This is a genomic window from Flavobacterium aeripolare (genome assembly GCF_013294025.1).
In the GTDB taxonomy this organism is placed as follows: domain Bacteria; phylum Bacteroidota; class Bacteroidia; order Flavobacteriales; family Flavobacteriaceae; genus Flavobacterium.
In genome coordinates this window covers 20,858-39,357 of record NZ_JABSNL010000004.1, presented here as the reverse complement: position 1 = coordinate 39,357, position 18,500 = coordinate 20,858, and the positions used below count along the sequence as shown (strand labels likewise).

Annotated in this window: 17 protein-coding genes; 12 read left to right on the top strand and 5 right to left on the bottom strand. The window is 36.2% G+C overall.

The window, feature by feature from the left end:
• Positions 1-56: 56 nt before the first annotated feature.
• On the top strand, positions 57-1,601 hold the full coding sequence (locus HNQ00_RS06105) for an Rne/Rng family ribonuclease (RefSeq protein ID WP_173837444.1): 1,545 nt from the start codon (positions 57-59) through the stop codon (positions 1,599-1,601).
• A gap of 288 nt (positions 1,602-1,889) precedes the next feature.
• Here the strand turns inward: HNQ00_RS06105 and HNQ00_RS06100 are convergent, their stop codons facing one another.
• Together HNQ00_RS06100 and HNQ00_RS06095 are read right to left on the bottom strand one after the other, a co-directional pair.
• Positions 1,890-3,056 carry an MFS transporter gene (locus tag HNQ00_RS06100; protein ID WP_173837443.1) on the bottom strand — a complete coding sequence of 389 codons (1,167 nt, stop codon included), beginning with the start codon at positions 3,054-3,056 and terminating at the stop codon, positions 1,890-1,892.
• Positions 3,057-3,138: 82 nt separating this feature from the next.
• Positions 3,139-3,582 (bottom strand): nucleoside deaminase, encoded by a 444-nt coding sequence (locus HNQ00_RS06095; RefSeq protein WP_173837442.1) that lies wholly within the window; start codon positions 3,580-3,582, stop codon positions 3,139-3,141.
• 122 nt (positions 3,583-3,704) lie between these two features.
• Between HNQ00_RS06095 and HNQ00_RS06090 the strand changes: the two genes are divergently transcribed.
• Both HNQ00_RS06090 and HNQ00_RS06085 read left to right on the top strand, forming a co-directional pair.
• Complete coding sequence (locus HNQ00_RS06090) at positions 3,705-5,492, top strand: 1-deoxy-D-xylulose-5-phosphate synthase (protein ID WP_173837441.1); 1,788 nt, start codon at positions 3,705-3,707, stop codon at positions 5,490-5,492.
• A gap of 29 nt (positions 5,493-5,521) precedes the next feature.
• Positions 5,522-6,490 (top strand): DUF3078 domain-containing protein, encoded by a 969-nt coding sequence (locus tag HNQ00_RS06085; protein WP_173837440.1) that lies wholly within the window; start codon positions 5,522-5,524, stop codon positions 6,488-6,490.
• A gap of 2 nt (positions 6,491-6,492) precedes the next feature.
• On the opposite strand, the gene HNQ00_RS06080 is transcribed toward HNQ00_RS06085, so the two are convergent.
• The gene (locus tag HNQ00_RS06080; RefSeq protein WP_173837439.1) at positions 6,493-7,839 is read right to left on the bottom strand and encodes a deoxyguanosinetriphosphate triphosphohydrolase; all 1,347 of its coding nucleotides are present in this window, start codon (positions 7,837-7,839) and stop codon (positions 6,493-6,495) included.
• 210 nt (positions 7,840-8,049) lie between these two features.
• Here HNQ00_RS06080 and HNQ00_RS06075 point away from each other — a divergent pair, with 210 nt between their 5' ends.
• From HNQ00_RS06075 to HNQ00_RS06040, 8 genes are all read left to right on the top strand, one after another.
• Entirely contained in the window at positions 8,050-9,114 is a 1,065-nt protein-coding gene (locus HNQ00_RS06075; RefSeq protein ID WP_173837438.1) for a flavin monoamine oxidase family protein, read from the top strand.
• Positions 9,115-9,125: 11 nt separating this feature from the next.
• The gene (locus HNQ00_RS06070) at positions 9,126-9,950 is read left to right on the top strand and encodes a helix-turn-helix domain-containing protein (protein ID WP_173837437.1); all 825 of its coding nucleotides are present in this window, start codon (positions 9,126-9,128) and stop codon (positions 9,948-9,950) included.
• A 1,926-nt stretch (positions 9,951-11,876) separates the two neighbouring features.
• Positions 11,877-12,035, top strand: a complete 159-nt coding sequence (locus tag HNQ00_RS06065; protein WP_173837436.1) for a hypothetical protein — start codon at positions 11,877-11,879, stop codon at positions 12,033-12,035.
• Positions 12,036-12,062: 27 nt separating this feature from the next.
• Entirely contained in the window at positions 12,063-12,596 is a 534-nt protein-coding gene (locus HNQ00_RS06060) for a carboxymuconolactone decarboxylase family protein (protein ID WP_173837435.1), read from the top strand.
• Positions 12,597-12,737: 141 nt separating this feature from the next.
• On the top strand, positions 12,738-13,058 hold the full coding sequence (gene trxA / locus HNQ00_RS06055) for a thioredoxin (RefSeq protein WP_173837434.1): 321 nt from the start codon (positions 12,738-12,740) through the stop codon (positions 13,056-13,058).
• A 4-nt stretch (positions 13,059-13,062) separates the two neighbouring features.
• Positions 13,063-13,491 carry an OsmC family protein gene (locus HNQ00_RS06050; protein ID WP_173837433.1) on the top strand — a complete coding sequence of 143 codons (429 nt, stop codon included), beginning with the start codon at positions 13,063-13,065 and terminating at the stop codon, positions 13,489-13,491.
• 50 nt (positions 13,492-13,541) lie between these two features.
• The gene (locus HNQ00_RS06045) at positions 13,542-14,003 is read left to right on the top strand and encodes a YHS domain-containing (seleno)protein (RefSeq protein ID WP_217425085.1); all 462 of its coding nucleotides are present in this window, start codon (positions 13,542-13,544) and stop codon (positions 14,001-14,003) included.
• A 165-nt stretch (positions 14,004-14,168) separates the two neighbouring features.
• Positions 14,169-14,903, top strand: coding sequence for a hypothetical protein (locus HNQ00_RS06040; RefSeq protein WP_173837432.1), 735 nt, complete (start codon positions 14,169-14,171; stop codon positions 14,901-14,903).
• Between the two features lie 63 nt (positions 14,904-14,966).
• On the opposite strand, the gene HNQ00_RS06035 is transcribed toward HNQ00_RS06040, so the two are convergent.
• Complete coding sequence (locus HNQ00_RS06035) at positions 14,967-15,428, bottom strand: Lrp/AsnC family transcriptional regulator (RefSeq protein WP_173837431.1); 462 nt, start codon at positions 15,426-15,428, stop codon at positions 14,967-14,969.
• A gap of 155 nt (positions 15,429-15,583) precedes the next feature.
• Here HNQ00_RS06035 and metE point away from each other — a divergent pair, with 155 nt between their 5' ends.
• Positions 15,584-17,905 (top strand): 5-methyltetrahydropteroyltriglutamate--homocysteine S-methyltransferase, encoded by a 2,322-nt coding sequence (gene metE, locus HNQ00_RS06030; RefSeq protein ID WP_173837430.1) that lies wholly within the window; start codon positions 15,584-15,586, stop codon positions 17,903-17,905.
• 44 nt (positions 17,906-17,949) lie between these two features.
• On the opposite strand, the gene HNQ00_RS06025 is transcribed toward metE, so the two are convergent.
• Positions 17,950-18,450, bottom strand: a complete 501-nt coding sequence (locus HNQ00_RS06025) for an RDD family protein (protein ID WP_173837429.1) — start codon at positions 18,448-18,450, stop codon at positions 17,950-17,952.
• Positions 18,451-18,500 lie beyond the last annotated feature (50 nt).

Below are 18,500 nucleotides of genomic sequence, written 5' to 3'. Positions count from 1 at the left end.
ACAATTAGCAAGTAGCCAAAAGCTACAAGCCAAAAAGTACGGATAAAAATTTACAGATGAATAAAGAATTGATCATTAGATCTAGTTCTGATTTCGTAGATTTTGCCTTATTAAAAGATGGAAAACTAATTGAATTACACAAAGAAGAAGAAAAAAGCAACTTTCAAGTAGGTGATATTTTTATCGCCAAAATAAGAAAACCTGTTGCTGGACTTAATGCTGCTTTTGTAAACGTAGGCTTCGAAAAAGATGCCTTTTTACATTATCACGATTTAGGACCTAATTTATCTTCCCAACTGAAATTCATAAAACTTGTAAGCGCAGGTAAAATAAAAGATTTCTCCCTAAAAAACTTTCAGTTTGATAAAGAGATTGATAAAGACGGTACTATTACTGAGGTAATTAATGCCAATCAATCTATCCTTGTCCAAGTTGTAAAAGAGCCAATATCTACTAAAGGACCAAGAATTAGCGCTGAGCTTTCTCTTGCCGGACGTTTTATTGTTCTTGTCCCTTTCTCTGACCGTGTCTCGATTTCTCAAAAAATTGAAGACAAAAAAGAAAAAGACAGACTTAAAAAACTTGTACAATCTATCAAGCCAAAAGGATTTGGTGTTATTGTTCGCACAGTAGCCGAAGGCAAAAACACAGCCGAATTAGAAAAAGATTTGCAGAACCTGCTTAGCAGATGGGATGCAATGTGTAAAAAATTACCAACCGCTCATCATCCGTCAAAAATTTTAGGAGAACTCAACAGAGCTTCTTCTATTTTAAGAGACGTATTTAACGACACTTTTACAAGTATCCAGATTGATGATGAAGAGTTGTACAATCAAACGAAGGATTATTTGCAAGAAATTGCACCTTCAAAACAATCAATTGTTAAGTATTATCAATCAAATGATACACCTATTTTTGAGAAATACAACGTAGAGAGACAAATCAAGACCTCGTTTGGAAAAACGGTATCTATGAGTAAAGGGGCTTACCTTATTATTGAACACACTGAAGCTTTACACGTTATTGACGTGAACAGCGGAAACCGTTCTAATAAAGCAACCAACCAAGAAGATACTGCCATGGAAGTAAACATGATAGCTGCCGCCGAAATCGCTAGACAATTGCGTCTTAGAGATATGGGTGGAATTATTGTGATTGATTTTATCGACATGTCAAATCCCGAAAATCGCAAAGTCTTGTTCGACTTCCTTAGAGAAGAAATGAACGACGACAAAGCAAAACACAAGATCTTGCCTCCTAGTAAATTTGGATTAGTCCAAATCACAAGACAGAGAGTAAGACCTGAAGTAAATATTAAAACTAGAGAAGAAGACCCTAACGATGTAAATGGCGAAATTGAAGCGCCAATATTAGTCATCGATAGAATTAACTCTGATCTGGAAAGAATTTTAAAAACTCACAAAGATGTTGTACTTAATGTACATCCATTTGTGGGAGCATACCTTACCAAAGGTTTTCCATCATTACGTTCAAAATGGTTTTTTGAACATAAAAAATGGGTGAAAATTATACCACGTGACGCTTACACGTATTTAGAATATCATTTCTTTGACAAAAAAGGAAATGTTATAAAAGACTAAACAAGAAACCGCTTTTCGCAAGATTGGCGGTTTTTTTGTGTCTTGTTCCCACCTTAAAATAAAAAACTAAGCTATTGTAAGAGCCTTAATAAATGCAATTATCAGGAGCTATTTCCGGCTATTCGCTGCAATCTTTAATCCCTAAAGGTCGGGATGAAAGGATTTTCACTACTATCCGGGCTAAAAAAAAATAGAGTTATGAAACCCATCACAACTCTATTATATCATTATTTACGGCTAATTATAGTAGTGTAATTAGTATATGAACTACTATTCCAACAGTTTAAATTAACTACTCAGAAGACGCGCTAATCGACGTTTCCTTTGTAAAAAGAAAACAGTAATTAACGCACCACTTAACGACATTACAACTCCTACTAAATTAGGTGTTGCATAGTTCAATCCTGCCACTAATGGCAATCCTCCTAAAAAAGCACCTAGCGCATTCCCCACATTAAAAGCAGCTTGTATAGAAGCCGACGCAATCAACTCGGAGCCCACCGCTGTTCTAATCATTAAGATTTGTATCGCTGAACCAATCGAAAAGGAAATGCAGCCTGTTGTAAACACTAAAATTAAACTTGCATACTGATTTGAAGAAAACAAGTAAACCAACACCAAATCAACCGCAAGCGACAGTAAAATAGCTATAATCGAAATCTCAGGAGAAAACCGATCTGTCAACTTCCCTCCTATTAAATTTCCTATTACCATTCCTAATCCAGCCAAAACCAAAATATAGGATACGTTTTCAGCTGAGAATTTAGAGACGTTTGTTAACAATGGAGCAATATAACTAATCCAGCAAAACAATCCTCCGGTTCCTATCGCAGTAATCAAAATCACCAACCAAGCGTCTAGTTTCTTAAATACTTGCAATTGACTTTTTACTGTCACTTTTGCTCTGGCTTCTAAATTTGGCATCCAAAAATAAAGCGCTGCAATCGTTAATAGTCCAATAAAGGCAATAATAATAAACGTGTACCGCCAAGCAAAGTGATGCCCTATATAGGTTCCAAAAGGAACTCCAGCGAGATTTGCCACAGTTAAACCTGAGAACATAATGGATATAGCTTGTCCTTCTTTTCCTTTTTCTGCTAGTCTAGTTGCCACCACAGCACCCACCCCAAAAAAAGCACCGTGTGGTAGTCCTGAAAGTAAACGAGACAAAAACAAGAAATTATAAGAAGGCGCAATAATCGATAGCGAGTTAAAAATAGTCAACATCACCGCGAGAATCATTAAAATCTTTTTGGGAGGTGCATTTCGAGCAATCATTACAATTAATGGTGCACCAATCACAACTCCTAACGCATAGGCTGATATTAAATACCCAGCCACTGGAATGGAAACTTTTAAATCTGATGCTATGTCTGGCAAAAGCCCCATCATTACAAACTCTGTTATTCCTATTGTCATACCGCCCAACATGAGCGACAGTAAACTTTTCTTCATTTTTAAATTATAATTACAAATTGATTTAATCACCATAAAATCTAGCAAATTCCGGTAATTAATATTAATTTAGAAACAGTTATTATTTCCTTCTCTCTGCAAAAAAGCGTTTCATTAAATCAGCAGCTTCATCAGCTAAGATACCTCGCACGACCGTAGTTTTAGGATGCAATTGCGTTCCCCTTTTTTCATAACCACGATGCTCGTCACGCGCTCCATATACAATTTTAGAAATCTGACTCCAGTATAAAGCACCTGCGCACATTTGGCACGGTTCAAGCGTAACATACAAAGTGCAATCTTTTAAATATTTACCGCCTAGATAATTTGCTGCGGCTGTAATTGATTGCATTTCGGCATGTGCGGTCACATCATGTAACAACTCTGTTAAATTGTGACTGCGAGCAATTATAATATTGTTCACTACAACTATAGCTCCCACAGGAATTTCGCCTTTTTCAAAAGCCATTTCGGCTTCATTCAAAGCCTTCTTCATAAAATACTCGTCAGTAAAAGGATTTATCATACTATAGGGTACCAACTCACAACTTACACACTGCTGCAAATCTTTGTTTTTTTTTGTGATTCTTAGTGAAACAACTTTTTTATCGAATGCAAAAATACAATTTCAAATCGTACATTTGCTATATGTCAGACACATTACTTTCAAGCATTTTTTACCCAGCAGATCTACGCAAACTAGATGAAGAACAACTTCCGCAAGTTGCTCAAGAACTCCGTGATTTTATTATTGATATTGTTTCGGTGAAAGAAGGTCATCTTGGCGCTAGCTTGGGTGTGATCGAACTCACCATTGCTTTGCATTATGTGTTTAATACCCCAGATGATTTATTGATTTGGGATGTAGGCCATCAAGCTTATGGACATAAAATAGTAACTGGCCGAAGAGAAAACTTCGATACCAACCGACAATTAAATGGAATCTCTGGTTTCCCAAAAAGGACCGAAAGTGAATATGACACCTTTGGCGTAGGCCACTCTTCCACTTCTATTTCTGCCGCTTTAGGAATGGCAATCGCTTCAAATATAAAAGGAGACTACAACAAACAGCACATCGCTGTCATTGGAGACGCATCCATCGCATCTGGAATGGCATTTGAAGGATTAAATCACGCTGGAGTTACAGATGCTAATTTATTAGTGATTCTCAATGATAATGCCATCGGGATTGATCCAAGTGTAGGGGCTTTAAAAAATTATTTAACGGCAGTTAAAAACGGAAAAAATCACAAGCAAAACAACATGATCAAATCCTTGAATTTTGACTATTCGGGACCAATAGATGGAAATGATATGTTTGCCGTAATCAAAGAATTAAAACGTTTACAAAAAATAAAAGGACCTAAATTCCTTCACATTACCACTATTAAAGGTAAAGGATTAAAGCAAGCTGAAGAAGATCAAGTAAAGTACCATGCACCCGGAAAATTTGATGCAAAATCTGGCGAAATAATTTTAAAATCAGAAGAAAATCTTCCTCCTAAATATCAAGATGTTTTTGGTTTGACCGTGCTTGATTTAGCTCTTAAAAATAAAAATATTATAGGAATCACTCCTGCCATGCCATCTGGGAGTTCGTTAAAATTCATGATGGAAGCGCTACCTCAGCGCGCCTTTGATGTAGGAATCGCAGAGCAGCACGCCGTAACACTAGCTGCAGGAATGGCTACACAAGGAATGATTGTTTATTGCAACATCTATTCTACTTTTTTACAACGCGCTTACGACCAAGTTATTCACGATGTAGCTTTACAAAATCTACCTGTAATATTTTGTTTAGACCGCGCAGGATTAGTAGGCGAAGATGGTGCCACTCATCATGGTGTTTATGACATTGCTTATTTGAGATGCATCCCTAATATGATTGTATGTGCACCTTTAAACGAATTAGCCCTTCAAAATATCCTGTATACTGCTCAACTAGGTCTTGCACATCCTATCGCGATCAGATATCCGCGAGGGCGTGGTCAATTTCCAGAGTGGCAAAAAGAACATTACAAACACTATAAAAAAATAGCTATAGGAAAAGCGAACCAATTGCAAAAGGGAACAAAGGTCGCCGTATTATCAACTGGTGCTATAGGTAACAATGTTATCAAAGCTTTAGGCAATATTGAAAACTCAGATTTTATAGGGCATTATGATTTTCCTTTTATAAAACCGTTAGATGAAAGTCAACTGCATGAAATATTTGCTAACTATCAAGAAATCATAACAATTGAAGACGGTACTATCAAAGGGGGCTTTGGCTCATCTATATTAGAATTTGCTGCCACACATAATTACAAGAAGGTTTTCACAATTTTAGGTGTGCCAGATGAATTCATAGAGCATGGAACAGTTTTTGAGCTGCAACAATATTGCAAAATCGACGTTAAAAATTTGGAAATGATTTTTTCAAGTAAATCAAAATAATTATTTTGCGTCCCCTAACCACCAGCCTTATGTCTAAACTATTGTGCTCACTTTGTTTGTTGTTTCTTTTTTCGGCAACCGCATTCTCTCAGAAAATTGTTACTACAAAAAGAACTCCTAAGTCTACAGTACAAAGAGACACTTTAAGTCATTGGACAAAAAAAAACCAAATAGGATTTGACATATCAGAAATTGCATTTTTAAATTGGAATGCTGGAGGAACAAGTTCTATTTCTGGTCTATTAAAAACTAAATTCACACGTATCTATACTAAGGAAAATTACAACTGGACTAATGAGTTAGTCATGCGTTACGGCCTTAATAAGCAAGACGGGATAGAGCTAAGAAAAACAGAAGATGCCTTTCAATACAACACTGCTTTTGGATATAGAACAGATACAATTTCAAACTGGTACTATACCGCAAAACTAAATTTCAACACACAGTTTACAGAGGGATATTCGTATCCTAATACTAGTACTGCAGTTTCTAAATTATTTGCACCTGCTTATTTATTTGTGGGTATGGGAGCTGAATATGCTACTAAAGAAAAAAATAAATTACTCTACATTTCGCCTTTTACCTCAAAGATGACTTTTGTACTAGACCAGCGCTTGGCTAATTTAGGATCTTTTGGTGTAGTAAAGGCAACTTATGATACTGATGGTACACTTTTAACGCCTGGAGAAAAATCTAAAATCGAACTCGGTTTTTTAATAACAGCGCTCTATAAAAAAGAAATTCTTAAAAACATCATTTTAGAAAACCGACTCAGTCTCTACTCTGATTACATTAATAGGTTTGGAAACGTCGACATCGATAATGACTTACAAATTGAACTAGTTGTAAACGATCATGTAAGAACTAATATAGGAGCGCACATTATTTATGATGACGATATCAAAGCAAAAGAAGAAGTTGAGGGAGTACAAGTTACTGTAGGCCCTAAACTTCAACTTAAGCAAGTATTAGGTGTGGGAATCACTTATGCTTTTTAAGCTTAAACCCCTTTTTTACCATTAATTATATTAAACAATTCTAATGCATTCCCGTCAGTTAATAACGAAATGTAATGGCATATATGAAGCAATCTTTCATATAAATTATCTTTTTCTATATGGTGTTTCTCAGGCAACATTTTTAAAATGAGCGCATCATAATTTGACGCCACTCCATTGTATTTATTATCATAAGCAGTGATGAATTTATCCAGTAGTGTTTGTATGATTTGGTATCCTACAATTTCCTTTTCGATTACCTCACGACTTTGATATATATTGTTTACACTAATCTTGATAATGTCATCCATTTGTGCTTTGTACTTACTTTTATCCGTTAAAGCAAAAGGAAACTTACCTTGTAAAATAGCCTCTTCATTATCTATAAATACTTTTACAGCATCATTGATTAAACTTCCTATCGCTAAGGCGCGTAAGTAGCTTATTCTATCTTCCTTAGTCTCTAGCGTTTTGTATTTTCGGGTATCAATACTGTCTTTTACCAACTTAATTAAATACTCCAAAGCAAAATCTTCAGAAACCAACCCTAAGTTTATTCCGTCTTCAAAATCAATGATGGTATAGCAAATATCATCGGCCGCCTCTACAAGATATGCTAATGGATGTCTTTCAAATCCAATGTCGTCACCCGTTTTATTGGCTATAAGACCCATATCGTTTGCCGCTTGCTCAAAGAATTTTTTATCTGTTTGGAAAAAACCATATTTTTTATCAGCAATATTGTTGGTCGGCTTCTTAGGCAAGCTCTCCTTTGGATATTTCATGAAAGCACCTAAAGTTGCATACGATATTCTCAAACCTCCTTCTATACCTGGACGATTTGCCGTAAGCACAGAAAAACCATTTGCATTTCCTTCAAAGTCTATTAGATCTTGCCATTCTTTAGATGACAACTGCTCTTTATATTTCTTTCCGTTCCCAATAGAAAAATATTCACCTATAGCTTTCTCTCCAGAATGTCCAAAAGGGGGATTCCCTATATCATGCGCCAGTGAAGCTGCTGCTACTATCGCACCAAAATCATTCATCTGGTAACCGTGTACTTCTTTTAAATGGGGGTATTTTTCAATTATTTTTTTCCCCACTAACCTTCCTAGTGAACGACCCACTACTGAAACTTCTAAACTATGTGTTAGTCTCGTGTGCACAAAATCGGTTTTTGAAAGCGGAATCACTTGCGTTTTATCTTGCAAACTTCTAAAAGCGGCCGAGAAAATAATTCGGTCATAATCAACCTCAAAACCTAATCTTGTGTCGTCTTGCTCTATTCGTAATCGCTTGCTAGTATCCCCTTGCCTTTTTAATGATAGTAGTTGTTCCCAGTTCATGCTATATATTGTAGGATTAAAATAATTGAATTATTCTTCAAAGATAGAGAAATCAAAAGGAGATAAAGTAGCTTTTAGTCGTTTAATGACGCTATAAATGCGAACATCATTCTAAAATTTAAATACAGATACTTTCTCAAAAATCAAAAAACCAATTGCTATTATCTAGTAAATAGCTCGTATTTTTACTGCCACTTACAGTACTACAAAATGACTAAAAAAATTACTATACTTGGCGCAGGATTAAGCGGGATATTAACTGCTTATCGCCTACTTGATAAAGGGTTTGAAATCGAAATAATTGAAGCGCGAGATCGCGTGGGCGGTCGCATTCACACCGTTAAAGATGCTAAAACCCAGATAGAAATGGGCGCTACTTGGTTCAACGAAGTACATATAAATTTGCAAAAATTATTGAAAGAATTTAATATAGCGCATTACGAACAATTCATGACAGGGACATCTTATTTCGAACCTTTTTCTGCAGCTCCTGCACAAGAAATTGATATTCCACAAAATAGTCCTAGTTATCGCATTGCGGGCGGCACAAGCCATCTTATAGACAGTATAAAATTAAAATTACAAGACGTACGTATTCATTTAAACGAAACGGTAACCGCTATCAATTTTGAAAACGAAAAAACAATAATTACTACTAATAATTCCGTTTTAAAAACAGATTATGTTATTTCGACAGTACCACAAGCGCTATTTATTCATGATATAAAGGTCGTTCCTAGTTTACCTAATCAACTACAAGATCTAGCAGAAAAAACACATACGTGGATGCAAGATTCTATTAAAGTAGCTTTTGTGTACGATACCCCTTTCTGGCGTAATAAAAATGTCTCTGGAACTTTATTTAGTAATGTTGGCCCTATAACTGAGTTCTACGATCAGTCAAATGAAGCACTCACAACCTTTGCTTTATGCGGATTTATAAGCTCCGGAATGGAAATGTATACTAAGGAGGAACGCTTAGCAAAATTAAAAATACAATTAGAGAAAGTTTTTGGTCAGGAAGCATTAACCTTTACGTCTTATCATGAAACTGTTTGGTCTAAAGAAATACATACTAAAAGCACCAAACAAATAGGTTTTATGTACCCACATCAAAACAATGGCCATCCGTTGTTTAGAAAAAACTATTGCGACAATCGCTTGTTATTTGCAGGAACAGAAACCGCACAACAACATCCTGGCTACATGGAAGGCGCAGTAGTAGCTGCTCAACGTGCTGCTACCGAAATTTTAAAATTAGAAAACAAGCTTTAAACACCAACTCTATGTTATTTACAGGTCAGCTCAATGAATTCATCAGATTAGCAGAAATAGACTCAAGCAATTGCGACTTACTCAAGGAGAAAATCACTGATGGATTAAGTGTGATCTGGTCACTCAAACCTATGGAAATAAGAGTTGACGGAATCAAACATAGCTTTCCTACAAATACAGTTTTATTTTTAACCGAATACCACAAAGTAGAAATTCTAAAGATAGATTCGGCCAGATTAATCCGTTTTAATAGAGCGTTTTATTGCATTGCTGATCATGATAATGAAGTAGGCTGTAAAGGCATCTTGTTTTTTGGAGCGTCACAATTTCCTAAAATAGCCATTCCAGATGCTGAGTTAGAGAAACTAGAAATCTTATGGAAGATGTTTGCTATCGAAATGATTTCCAAGGATGATTTGCAAAACGATATGTTACAAATGATGCTAAAACGATTGCTCATTTTATGCACCCGCATTTACAAAGAACAAACAGAACTCACCACCTTTGACAAAAAGTCGCTAGATATTGTGCGCGATTACAATTACCTAGTAGAAACCAATTTTAAAACTAAGAAACAAGTAGCAGATTACGCCGAAATGCTTCACAAAAGCCCTAAAACACTCTCTAACTTGTTCAAAAAGTATAACGAAAAATCCCCTTTACAAATTATTCAAGACCGCACAGTTCTAGAAGCACGCCGCTTGTTACACCACTCTGATCAAAGCATCAAAGAAATCGCATACGAAATAGGTTACGAAGACATCCAATCCTTTAGCCGATTTTTCAAAAAAATGGAGGGTGTTTCCCCATCTGAATTTAAAAAGGCAGTTAACTAATTCCTTGGAGCTATTCCAGCTATCCGCTCTATCTTTTATGCTGAACCCCAGCATAAAAGGATGCTGCTTCTATCCGGGCTAGGGCGTTTTATAGTTTCCATTACATCTGCTTTTCATTCCCTACTTTGTCAGATCGAGCGGAGTCGAGATTTCATTATCGCTTTTATTTACTCACAAAATTTGTCACTCTGAAAGAGTCTCAGCAAAGGAACTCGACAAACAACCCCCACCACCGTTTGTCACGCTGAAAGCGTCTCGGCAAAATAACTCGACAAACTTGAGATGCTTTCAGCATGACAAACTATGAGGAGTTACGAACTGATTAAAAAAAGCAACACTTTGTTAGTAAACTATAAATTACTCATTAATACAATCCAATTACGCAAAAACACATCACCACAGTTTGTCACGCTGAAAGCGTCTCGGCAAAATAACTCGGCAAACTTGAGATGCTTTCAGCATGACAAACTATGAGGAGTTACGAACTGATTAAAAAAAGCAACACTTTGTTAGTAAACGACAAATTACTCATTAATACAGTTCAACTACGCAAATAGTAACCACTACCGTTTGTCTCGCTAAAAGCGTCTCAGTAAAGTGAATCTGCAAACTTGAGATGCTTCCAGCATGACAAACTATGAGGAGTTACGAACTAATTAAAAAAAGTAACATCATATTAGTGCACTATAATTACTCACTACTACAATTCAACTACACAAAGAGTAACCACCACCATTTGTCCCGCTGAAAGCGTCTCAATACAGTAGCTCGGCAAACTTGAGACGCTTTCAGCATGACAAACTATGAGGAGTTACGAACTGACTAAAAAAAGCAACACTTTGTTAGTAAACTATAAATTACTCATTAATACAATTCAACTACACAAAGAGTAACCACCACCGTTTGTCTCGATGAAAGCGTCTCAGTATAGTAGCTCGACAAACTTGAGATGCTTCCAGCATGACAAACTATGAGGAGTTACGACCTGATTAAAAAAAGCAACACTTTATTAGTAAACTACAAATTACTCATTAATACAGTTCAACTACGCAAATAGTAACCACTACCGTTTGTCACGCTGAAAGCGTCCCAGTAAAGAAACTCTGCAAACTTGAGATGCTTTCAGCATGACAAACTATGAGGAGTTACGAACTCATTAAAAAAAGCAATACTTTATTAGTAAACTATAAATTACTCATTAATACAATTCAACTACACAAACACTAACCACTACCGTTTGTCTCGCTGAAAGCGTCTCAGTAAAGAAGCTCGACAAACTTGAGATGCTTCCAGCATGACAAACTATGAGGAGTTACGAACTGATTAAAAAAAGCAACACTTTATTAGTAAACTACAAATTACTCATTAATACAGTTCAACTACACAAAGAGTAACCACCACCGTTTGTCTCGCTAAAAGCGTCTCAGTAAAGTGAATCTGCAAACTTGAGATGCTTTCAGCATGACAAACTATGAGGAGTTACGAACTGATTAAAAAAAGCAACACTTTGTTAGTAAACTATAAATTACTCATTAATACAATTCAATTACGCAAACACTAACCACCACCGTTTGTCACGCTGAAAGCGTCTCAGTGAAGAAGCTCTGAAAACTATTGTCGTCATTATTTTGCGTGATTGCTTCGTTCCTCGCAATGACCCTTATTGAGAACAAAACGTCATCCCTTAGCCCCGATTGCAGTGGAAATCCTTTTTATTTTTTCTTTAAAAATAAAAAGATTGCAACGAAAAGCGGGACGAGTCTTCTTGAAAGCACTTCACTTTCTGCTCCTAAAACTGGTAAAGAAAGCCTTTTTGTCGTAAAAAAACACCAAAAGGGAAGAATGAACAACTCTGCGGGAAAAGCGACCTAACTTGAAGGCCTTCTTTCGTCGCACCTTTGTACCATCAAACTGAAACAACCAATTATGAGAACAATACAAACACTTATTTCAGGATTTAAAAATGCTTTTAACCTGAATCAAACAAAAAAATCACCGCAATTAATTGCAGTAACTCAAGAAAGTTTTTGTCAAAATATGGCAATTACAGATTACTACTGTAACGAAAGCAACTTATTTATATAATTATTAATTCACAAAAAATAAAAAATCATGTCAAATTTCAACGTACCAACAAGAGAAGAAGTATCAGCAAATAATCAAGCAATTTTTGATAACCTAAAAAAAGCAGTAGGTTTTGTACCTAATATTTATGGAGCAATGGCACACTCTGAACACGCTTTAGGAAGTTATTTACAGTTTTCAGGAGCAGCATCTTCTTTCAACAAAAAACAAAAAGAAGTAATTGACTTAGCTGTAAGCCAATTAAACGAATGTAGATATTGCCAATCTGCACATACTGTAACTAGTAAAATGAACGGTTTTACAGATGAGCAAATTATCGAATTAAGAAAAGGTGGTGCGAGCTGGGATGCTAAAATCGACATTTTAGCTAAAACTGCAGTAAACATAGTTTCAACAAAAGGAAAAATAGGCAATGTCGCTTTAGAGGAATTTTATACTGCTGGATATACAAAAGCTAACGTTATCGATTTAATTATGGCTATAGGAACGATCACCGTAACAAACCTACTACATAATGTAACAGATGTTGCAATTGACTTTCCTCTTGCTCCAGCACTATAATTTTTAATTCATTCATTAAAACCAATACCATTTTGTCCCATCGAGCGCAGTGAAGATGTACTCGTGGTTTTCGACTCCGTTCGAACTGACAATTGGGATTTTTTATAAATCGTATTGGTATACAATATAAAAACCATTAAGATGATACAACATTTAGATAAAACCAATTTTGAAGCTACTATTAATAATAACGATGTCGTACTAGTAGACTTTTTTGCTGACTGGTGCGGACCATGTAAAGCTTTGCATCCTGCCCTTGAAGAATTAGCAAATAACTTTGACGGTAAAGCAGTGATTTCGAAAATCAATGTAGACAAAAGTCCAGAGCTTGCAGCACAGTTTAAAGTGAGAAGCATCCCGGCATTATTCTACTTTAAAAACGGAGAAATTGTAGGTAGTCAAAACGGAGTACAAAGTGCATCAGTGATGGGTAGCCATTTGAAAAACATTATAAAAGGATAAGATCATGGGAAAGAAAATAAACATCAAAAACCTTCCAACGGGTTACCAATCATTGATTACAAACGGTAGACATGCGATTGTGGGTGACGAGCCTGCAAATAGCAAAGGAACTGATCTAGGGTTCTCACCAGAGGACTTAATCTTATCCAGTATTGCGATGTGCAAAGTGGCAACGGTGCGATACATTGCCAGAAAAAATAACTGGACGATAGGTGAAGTAGATGGCGAGTTTGAACTTAATGTAAAGCGTGGCGAAGGTGGTAAACTAACCTCTAACGTTACCGCAAAAATCAAAATTGAAGGCGACCTAACTGCTGAACAAAAAGCAGAATTATTAAAACAAGCCGATGCCTGCTACGTACACCGCATGATTGAAGGCGAGTGGAATATAGAAAGTGCTCAGGAGCTAGTTACAGAAGCGGTTACAGCTTAACACACAACAGAATTACAGCCTTACAAATAGAAATAATTAGAATCAAAAACATGAAAAATTTAAAATCAACATTAGTAGTGGCATTTATTGCTTTATTTTCAAACGGAGTATTTGCACAAGTAGATGCTATTGACAAATCAGGTTTAGCTATAGGTGGATATGATGTCGTTTCATACCAAAAAGACCACAAAGCAATGAAAGGAACCGCTAATTTTGCAGAACAAAACGAAAAGGTTACTTACTACTTTACGTCAAAAGAAAATGCAAAAGCTTTTAAAGCAAACCCTAAAAAATACTTACCACAAGTAAACGGTTACTGCGCATGGGGTGTAGCTGAAAAAGATTCAAAATTTTCTATCAATCCTGAAACGTTTAAAGTGGTTGACAATAAATTATACTTGTTTTTTAATGGCGACATAAACGGCGCTAAAGTAAACACATTAGATATTTGGAACAAAGATGAATCTAAATACCTTTCAGCAATTGACAGCAAGTGGGCTGCAATTAAATAATTACGATACAAATAGTTAATTACCACTACAAATTGTCCTAAAAGAGCTTGACGCTATAGCGTTGAGCTCTTTTTGTTTGCGCAAAATACTAAAAAAGATTTTTCTACTAATGCGCTTATTTTAGTACTTTTGAAACGCATTAATAAAATAGCACAATTAAAAATAATGAAAAAAACATTTAAAATAATCGCAGTCATTCTGCTGGTTATTATCGTTTTATTACTTGGTTTCTCCTATTTCGCTAGCAAGCCTATTCCTCAAGGAGAGCGTGGCTCAAAAGCCGAAGCGCTTACTAACAAAATTCAGCTTGAGATTAATCAAAAAGCATGGGAGACAACGGCGGCAATTTCGTTTACCTTTAGAGGAGAACATCATTACTTGTGGGACAAAGCCAATAATAATGTACAAGTAAAATGGGATGGCAAAACGGTTATTTATAACAACCAAACCTTAAAAGGGATTGCTTATGATAATGAACAATTGCTAACAGGCGACGATAAAACAGCCGCTATTAAAAAAGCAAATGATTACTTTAATAACGATTCATTCTGGTTAGTAGCTCCGTTTAAATTACGCGATTTAGGCACTACAAGAAGCATTGTAAAAATAGGCAATCAAGAAGCACTTTTAGTTACTTATGCCTCTGGAGGCAGCACGCCGGGAGACTCTTACTTGTGGCTACTGGATGCCGATGATTTACCTAGAGCATGGCAAATGTGGGTAGGAATTATTCCTATAGGTGGTATCGAGGCAAGTTGGGAGGACTGGACAACCTTCCCTAGCGGACTTAGAATTGCAACCATGCATAGAGGATTGTTTGATTTAAAATTAGATAATGTCAAAGTAGGACAATCTGTTCAGCAAATTAATGATGGCAACAACCCATTTACGGCCTTGTAATATGCTGCATTTATAAAATTTAAAAGCTGTTAGAAAAGTAATTTTCTAACAGCTTTTTTTTGCTTAAAAATTTAAAGCAGTACTGTGCTTGATCTCGCCCATCACAAATATGGTTTGTGTGTTCCCTATGTTTTCAATTGTAGAGAGTTTATTCATTACAAAATCTTGGTAGCTCACCATGTCTTTGACTAATATCTTCAACATGAAATCATAATCACCTGCAATATTGTACGATTCGATTATTTCAGGAAGCGCTACAATATCTCTAACAAAATTACTCCCTACATTGCGTGCGTGTTCTTTTAAACGCACATTGCAAAAAACGATCATTCCTAGATTCATTTTTTGCTTGTCTAATAAAGCAACGTACTTCATGATGTAGCCATCTTTCTCTAATCTCTTAATGCGTTCGTAAACCGGAGTAGCCGTTAAAAATAACTTGGCTGCCAAGTCTTTTATATTGATATGAGCATCTTCTTGCAGGTGTTTTAATATCTGTAAATCGGTTGTGTCTAAATTTTCCATAGCGTTTTTTACTGTTGGTGTTCTCTTTTTAAGCCCTAAACAATAAAAAATACTGCTTAAAATGCCTTATTCAGTTCTTATTACTTAGTTAATGCACAAAATTAAGTAATAAACACTAAGCACATACCTTTGTAAAGAAATAAATACTAAAAAATATGAAAACAAACAACTTAGGATTTCCAAGAATAGGTAGCAACAGAGAATTAAAAAAAGCAAGTGAATTATACTGGTCTGGTCAAATTACTGCCGATGCTCTTTTAACTGTTGGTAAAGAGATTAGGTTAGCTAACTGGAAACTACAATCTCAAGCAGGTATTGATTTGATTCCGTCAAATGACTTTTCTTTTTACGATCAGGTGCTGGATTTATCATTAACATTAGGAGTGATTCCGGAGCAGTATGCAGCTTTCGCGAAAGAGAATTCGGTTCTCGATTTGTATTTTGCTATGGCAAGAGGAGCACAAAAAGAAGGACAAGATGTTGTAGCTATGGAAATGACGAAGTGGTTTGATACCAATTACCATTATATCGTACCTGAATTCACAAAAGATCAAGAGTTCAAATTGTTTTCTAATAAAATTATAGACGAATACAAAGAAGCAAAAGCTGCTGGTTTTGAAACTAAGCCGGTAATTATAGGACCCGTTTCTTACTTGCTGCTGGGAAAAGAAAAGCAAGACGGTTTTCACAGCATTGACCTTATCGAAAAATTACTGCCGGTTTATTTCGAAATTTTACAAAAACTACAGGACGAAAAAGTAGCCTACGTGCAGTTTGACGAACCATTCCTGGCCTTAAACCTTACTGATGTTGAGCGAGCTGCTTTAGTGTATACGTACACAAAGATAAACGAGAAATTCCCTCAAATAAAAATCATTCTAGCCAACTACTTTGATTGCTTTGGAGAAAATTTGGCCACAGCCTTATCCCTACCCGTGCATACTTTCCATTTAGATTTAGTGCGTTGCCCTTTGCAACTTGATGATATTTTAGAGTCTAATCTATTAGCCGAAACAACCTCGCTTTCGCTAGGAGTTGTAGATGGAAGAAACATTTGGAAAAACGATTTTAAAAAATCAGTAGCGCTAATTCAAAAGGCGGTAGATGCCCTTGGTGCTGATCGCGTTTTAATTGCGCCATCTTGTTCCTTGATTCATTCCCCTTGTGACTTGGATCTAGAAACTAACGAAGCAACTCTAACAGCCGAAGTGAAACAATGGTTGGCTTTTGCCAAACAAAAAATAAACGAAGTGGTGGTGCTTCGCAATCTGGTATCGGGAGAAATCACTGATTATGACCAAGCCTTATTTGAAGAAAATACGCTTGCAAACGAGAATAAAAAGAAAGCCACCATCATTCATAACGCAGCCGTAAAAGAAAGAGTTGCTGCGATTACCACTGAAGATTCACAAAGAAACAATCCATTCTCTGTGCGAAGACAACTTCAAATTGATGCCTTGCAACTGCCTTTATTCCCTACGACAACTATAGGTTCGTTTCCACAAACTCCTGAAGTGCGTAGCTGGAGAGCGAAGTTTAAAAAAGGAGAATTATCACAAGATGCGTATGATGCTCTTATTCGAAAAGAAACAGAAGAGACGATTCGTTTTCAAGAAGAATCAGGAATTGATGTTCTTGTACATGGCGAGTTTGAGCGTAATGATATGGTAGAGTATTTTGGGGAGCAACTAGACGGATTTGCTTTTACAAAAAACGGTTGGGTTCAAAGCTATGGTAGCCGTTGTGTAAAGCCTCCCGTAATTTACGGTGATGTATCGAGACCACAACCCATGACTGTAAAATGGGCTGAGTTTGCACAATCGCTTACGCCAAAATGGGTCAAAGGAATGCTTACTGGACCAGTAACAATTTTGCAGTGGTCGTTTGTACGTAATGACCAAGCAAGATCGGTAACCTGCACACAAATTGCATTGGCGATTCGTGATGAGGTCGTTGATTTGGAGAAAGCAGGAATTAAAATAATCCAAATCGACGAACCCGCTATTAGAGAAGGACTGCCTTTGCGTAAAGAAGAATGGGCCACGTATCTAGATTGGGCGATTAAGGCTTTTAGAATTTCGGCTAGTGGTGTGAGTGACGATACCCAAATTCATACCCACATGTGTTATAGTGAATTTAATGATATCATTGAAAACATTGCTGCTATGGATGCCGATGTAATCACGATTGAATGTTCGCGCTCACAAATGGAATTATTAGATGCTTTTGCCGACTTTAAATATCCTAACGAAATAGGCCCTGGAGTATATGATATACACTCTCCTCGTGTTCCATCACGTCAAGAAATGGTTGATTTATTAGAGAAAGCTGCAGCAGTAATTCCTGTAGATCAACTTTGGGTGAATCCTGATTGTGGTTTAAAAACACGTCACTGGGACGAAACCAAGAAGGCATTAATCGAAATGGTGAACGCCGCAAAACAAATGAGAGTTGCTGTGAGTGCAGCAGTAATTTAATACCTATAACAAAGCCAAGTTCATCGTTAACTTGGCTTTTTATATTAAAATAGGATGTATCGGTCTTTTCGTTTTTTAAAAGCGGTACGGTCTTTTATAAAATCCCTTCTATTCACTACGTAAGTTCGAGACAAGGCATCATGCCACCCACTGGGAACAGCACCCATGTAAGAAATAAAATCAATAGGTATCAATCTACTAGCGGTGCGGTAAAATATAGCCGTGATTGTAGGTTTGCTACCATCAAATTTTACAACAATAGTTTTAGTAAGCATTTTAGCTAAGGTTCTAGAGAAATAGACTTCGGTAAGGAAGTAATATAGAAATGCAATTAAAATACTGTAAAAGATAATTTCAGCTGGCGTCAAGTGCTTAACCCACTTTGATAAAGTGAGATTATTAAAAGTATCCCCTATAAGTACTAAGGTAGTTCCTGCGCTCAAGATTAAGATATAAACGAATATAGAATCAAGTACAAAATTCCAAAAACGTTGTGCTTTTGTAGCAAGTAGGTGGTTAAAGATTTGGTATTGCTCAGTAATCATGACAAGAAGATTTAGTTAAATAGTTTGCCTTTAAAATATTATACTCTTAA

Excerpts from the sequence above, each read along its gene's own strand:
- HNQ00_RS06070 (WP_173837437.1), top strand. The coding sequence starts at position 9,126 with ATGTTATTTACAGGTCAGCTCAATGAATTCATCAGATTAGCAGAAATA.
- HNQ00_RS06090 (WP_173837441.1), top strand. The coding sequence starts at position 3,705 with ATGTCAGACACATTACTTTCAAGCATTTTTTACCCAGCAGATCTACGC.
- HNQ00_RS06045 (WP_217425085.1), top strand. The coding sequence starts at position 13,542 with ATGAAAAATTTAAAATCAACATTAGTAGTGGCATTTATTGCTTTATTT.
- HNQ00_RS06060 (WP_173837435.1), top strand. The coding sequence starts at position 12,063 with ATGTCAAATTTCAACGTACCAACAAGAGAAGAAGTATCAGCAAATAAT.
- HNQ00_RS06040 (WP_173837432.1), top strand. The coding sequence starts at position 14,169 with ATGAAAAAAACATTTAAAATAATCGCAGTCATTCTGCTGGTTATTATC.
- HNQ00_RS06080 (WP_173837439.1), bottom strand. The coding sequence starts at position 7,839 with ATGAACTGGGAACAACTACTATCATTAAAAAGGCAAGGGGATACTAGC.
- HNQ00_RS06065 (WP_173837436.1), top strand. The coding sequence starts at position 11,877 with ATGAGAACAATACAAACACTTATTTCAGGATTTAAAAATGCTTTTAAC.
- HNQ00_RS06025 (WP_173837429.1), bottom strand. The coding sequence starts at position 18,450 with ATGATTACTGAGCAATACCAAATCTTTAACCACCTACTTGCTACAAAA.
- HNQ00_RS06095 (WP_173837442.1), bottom strand. The coding sequence starts at position 3,582 with ATGATAAATCCTTTTACTGACGAGTATTTTATGAAGAAGGCTTTGAAT.
- HNQ00_RS06035 (WP_173837431.1), bottom strand. The coding sequence starts at position 15,428 with ATGGAAAATTTAGACACAACCGATTTACAGATATTAAAACACCTGCAA.
- metE (WP_173837430.1), top strand. The coding sequence starts at position 15,584 with ATGAAAACAAACAACTTAGGATTTCCAAGAATAGGTAGCAACAGAGAA.
- HNQ00_RS06075 (WP_173837438.1), top strand. The coding sequence starts at position 8,050 with ATGACTAAAAAAATTACTATACTTGGCGCAGGATTAAGCGGGATATTA.
- HNQ00_RS06085 (WP_173837440.1), top strand. The coding sequence starts at position 5,522 with ATGTCTAAACTATTGTGCTCACTTTGTTTGTTGTTTCTTTTTTCGGCA.
- trxA (WP_173837434.1), top strand. The coding sequence starts at position 12,738 with ATGATACAACATTTAGATAAAACCAATTTTGAAGCTACTATTAATAAT.
- HNQ00_RS06100 (WP_173837443.1), bottom strand. The coding sequence starts at position 3,056 with ATGAAGAAAAGTTTACTGTCGCTCATGTTGGGCGGTATGACAATAGGA.
- HNQ00_RS06050 (WP_173837433.1), top strand. The coding sequence starts at position 13,063 with ATGGGAAAGAAAATAAACATCAAAAACCTTCCAACGGGTTACCAATCA.
- HNQ00_RS06105 (WP_173837444.1), top strand. The coding sequence starts at position 57 with ATGAATAAAGAATTGATCATTAGATCTAGTTCTGATTTCGTAGATTTT.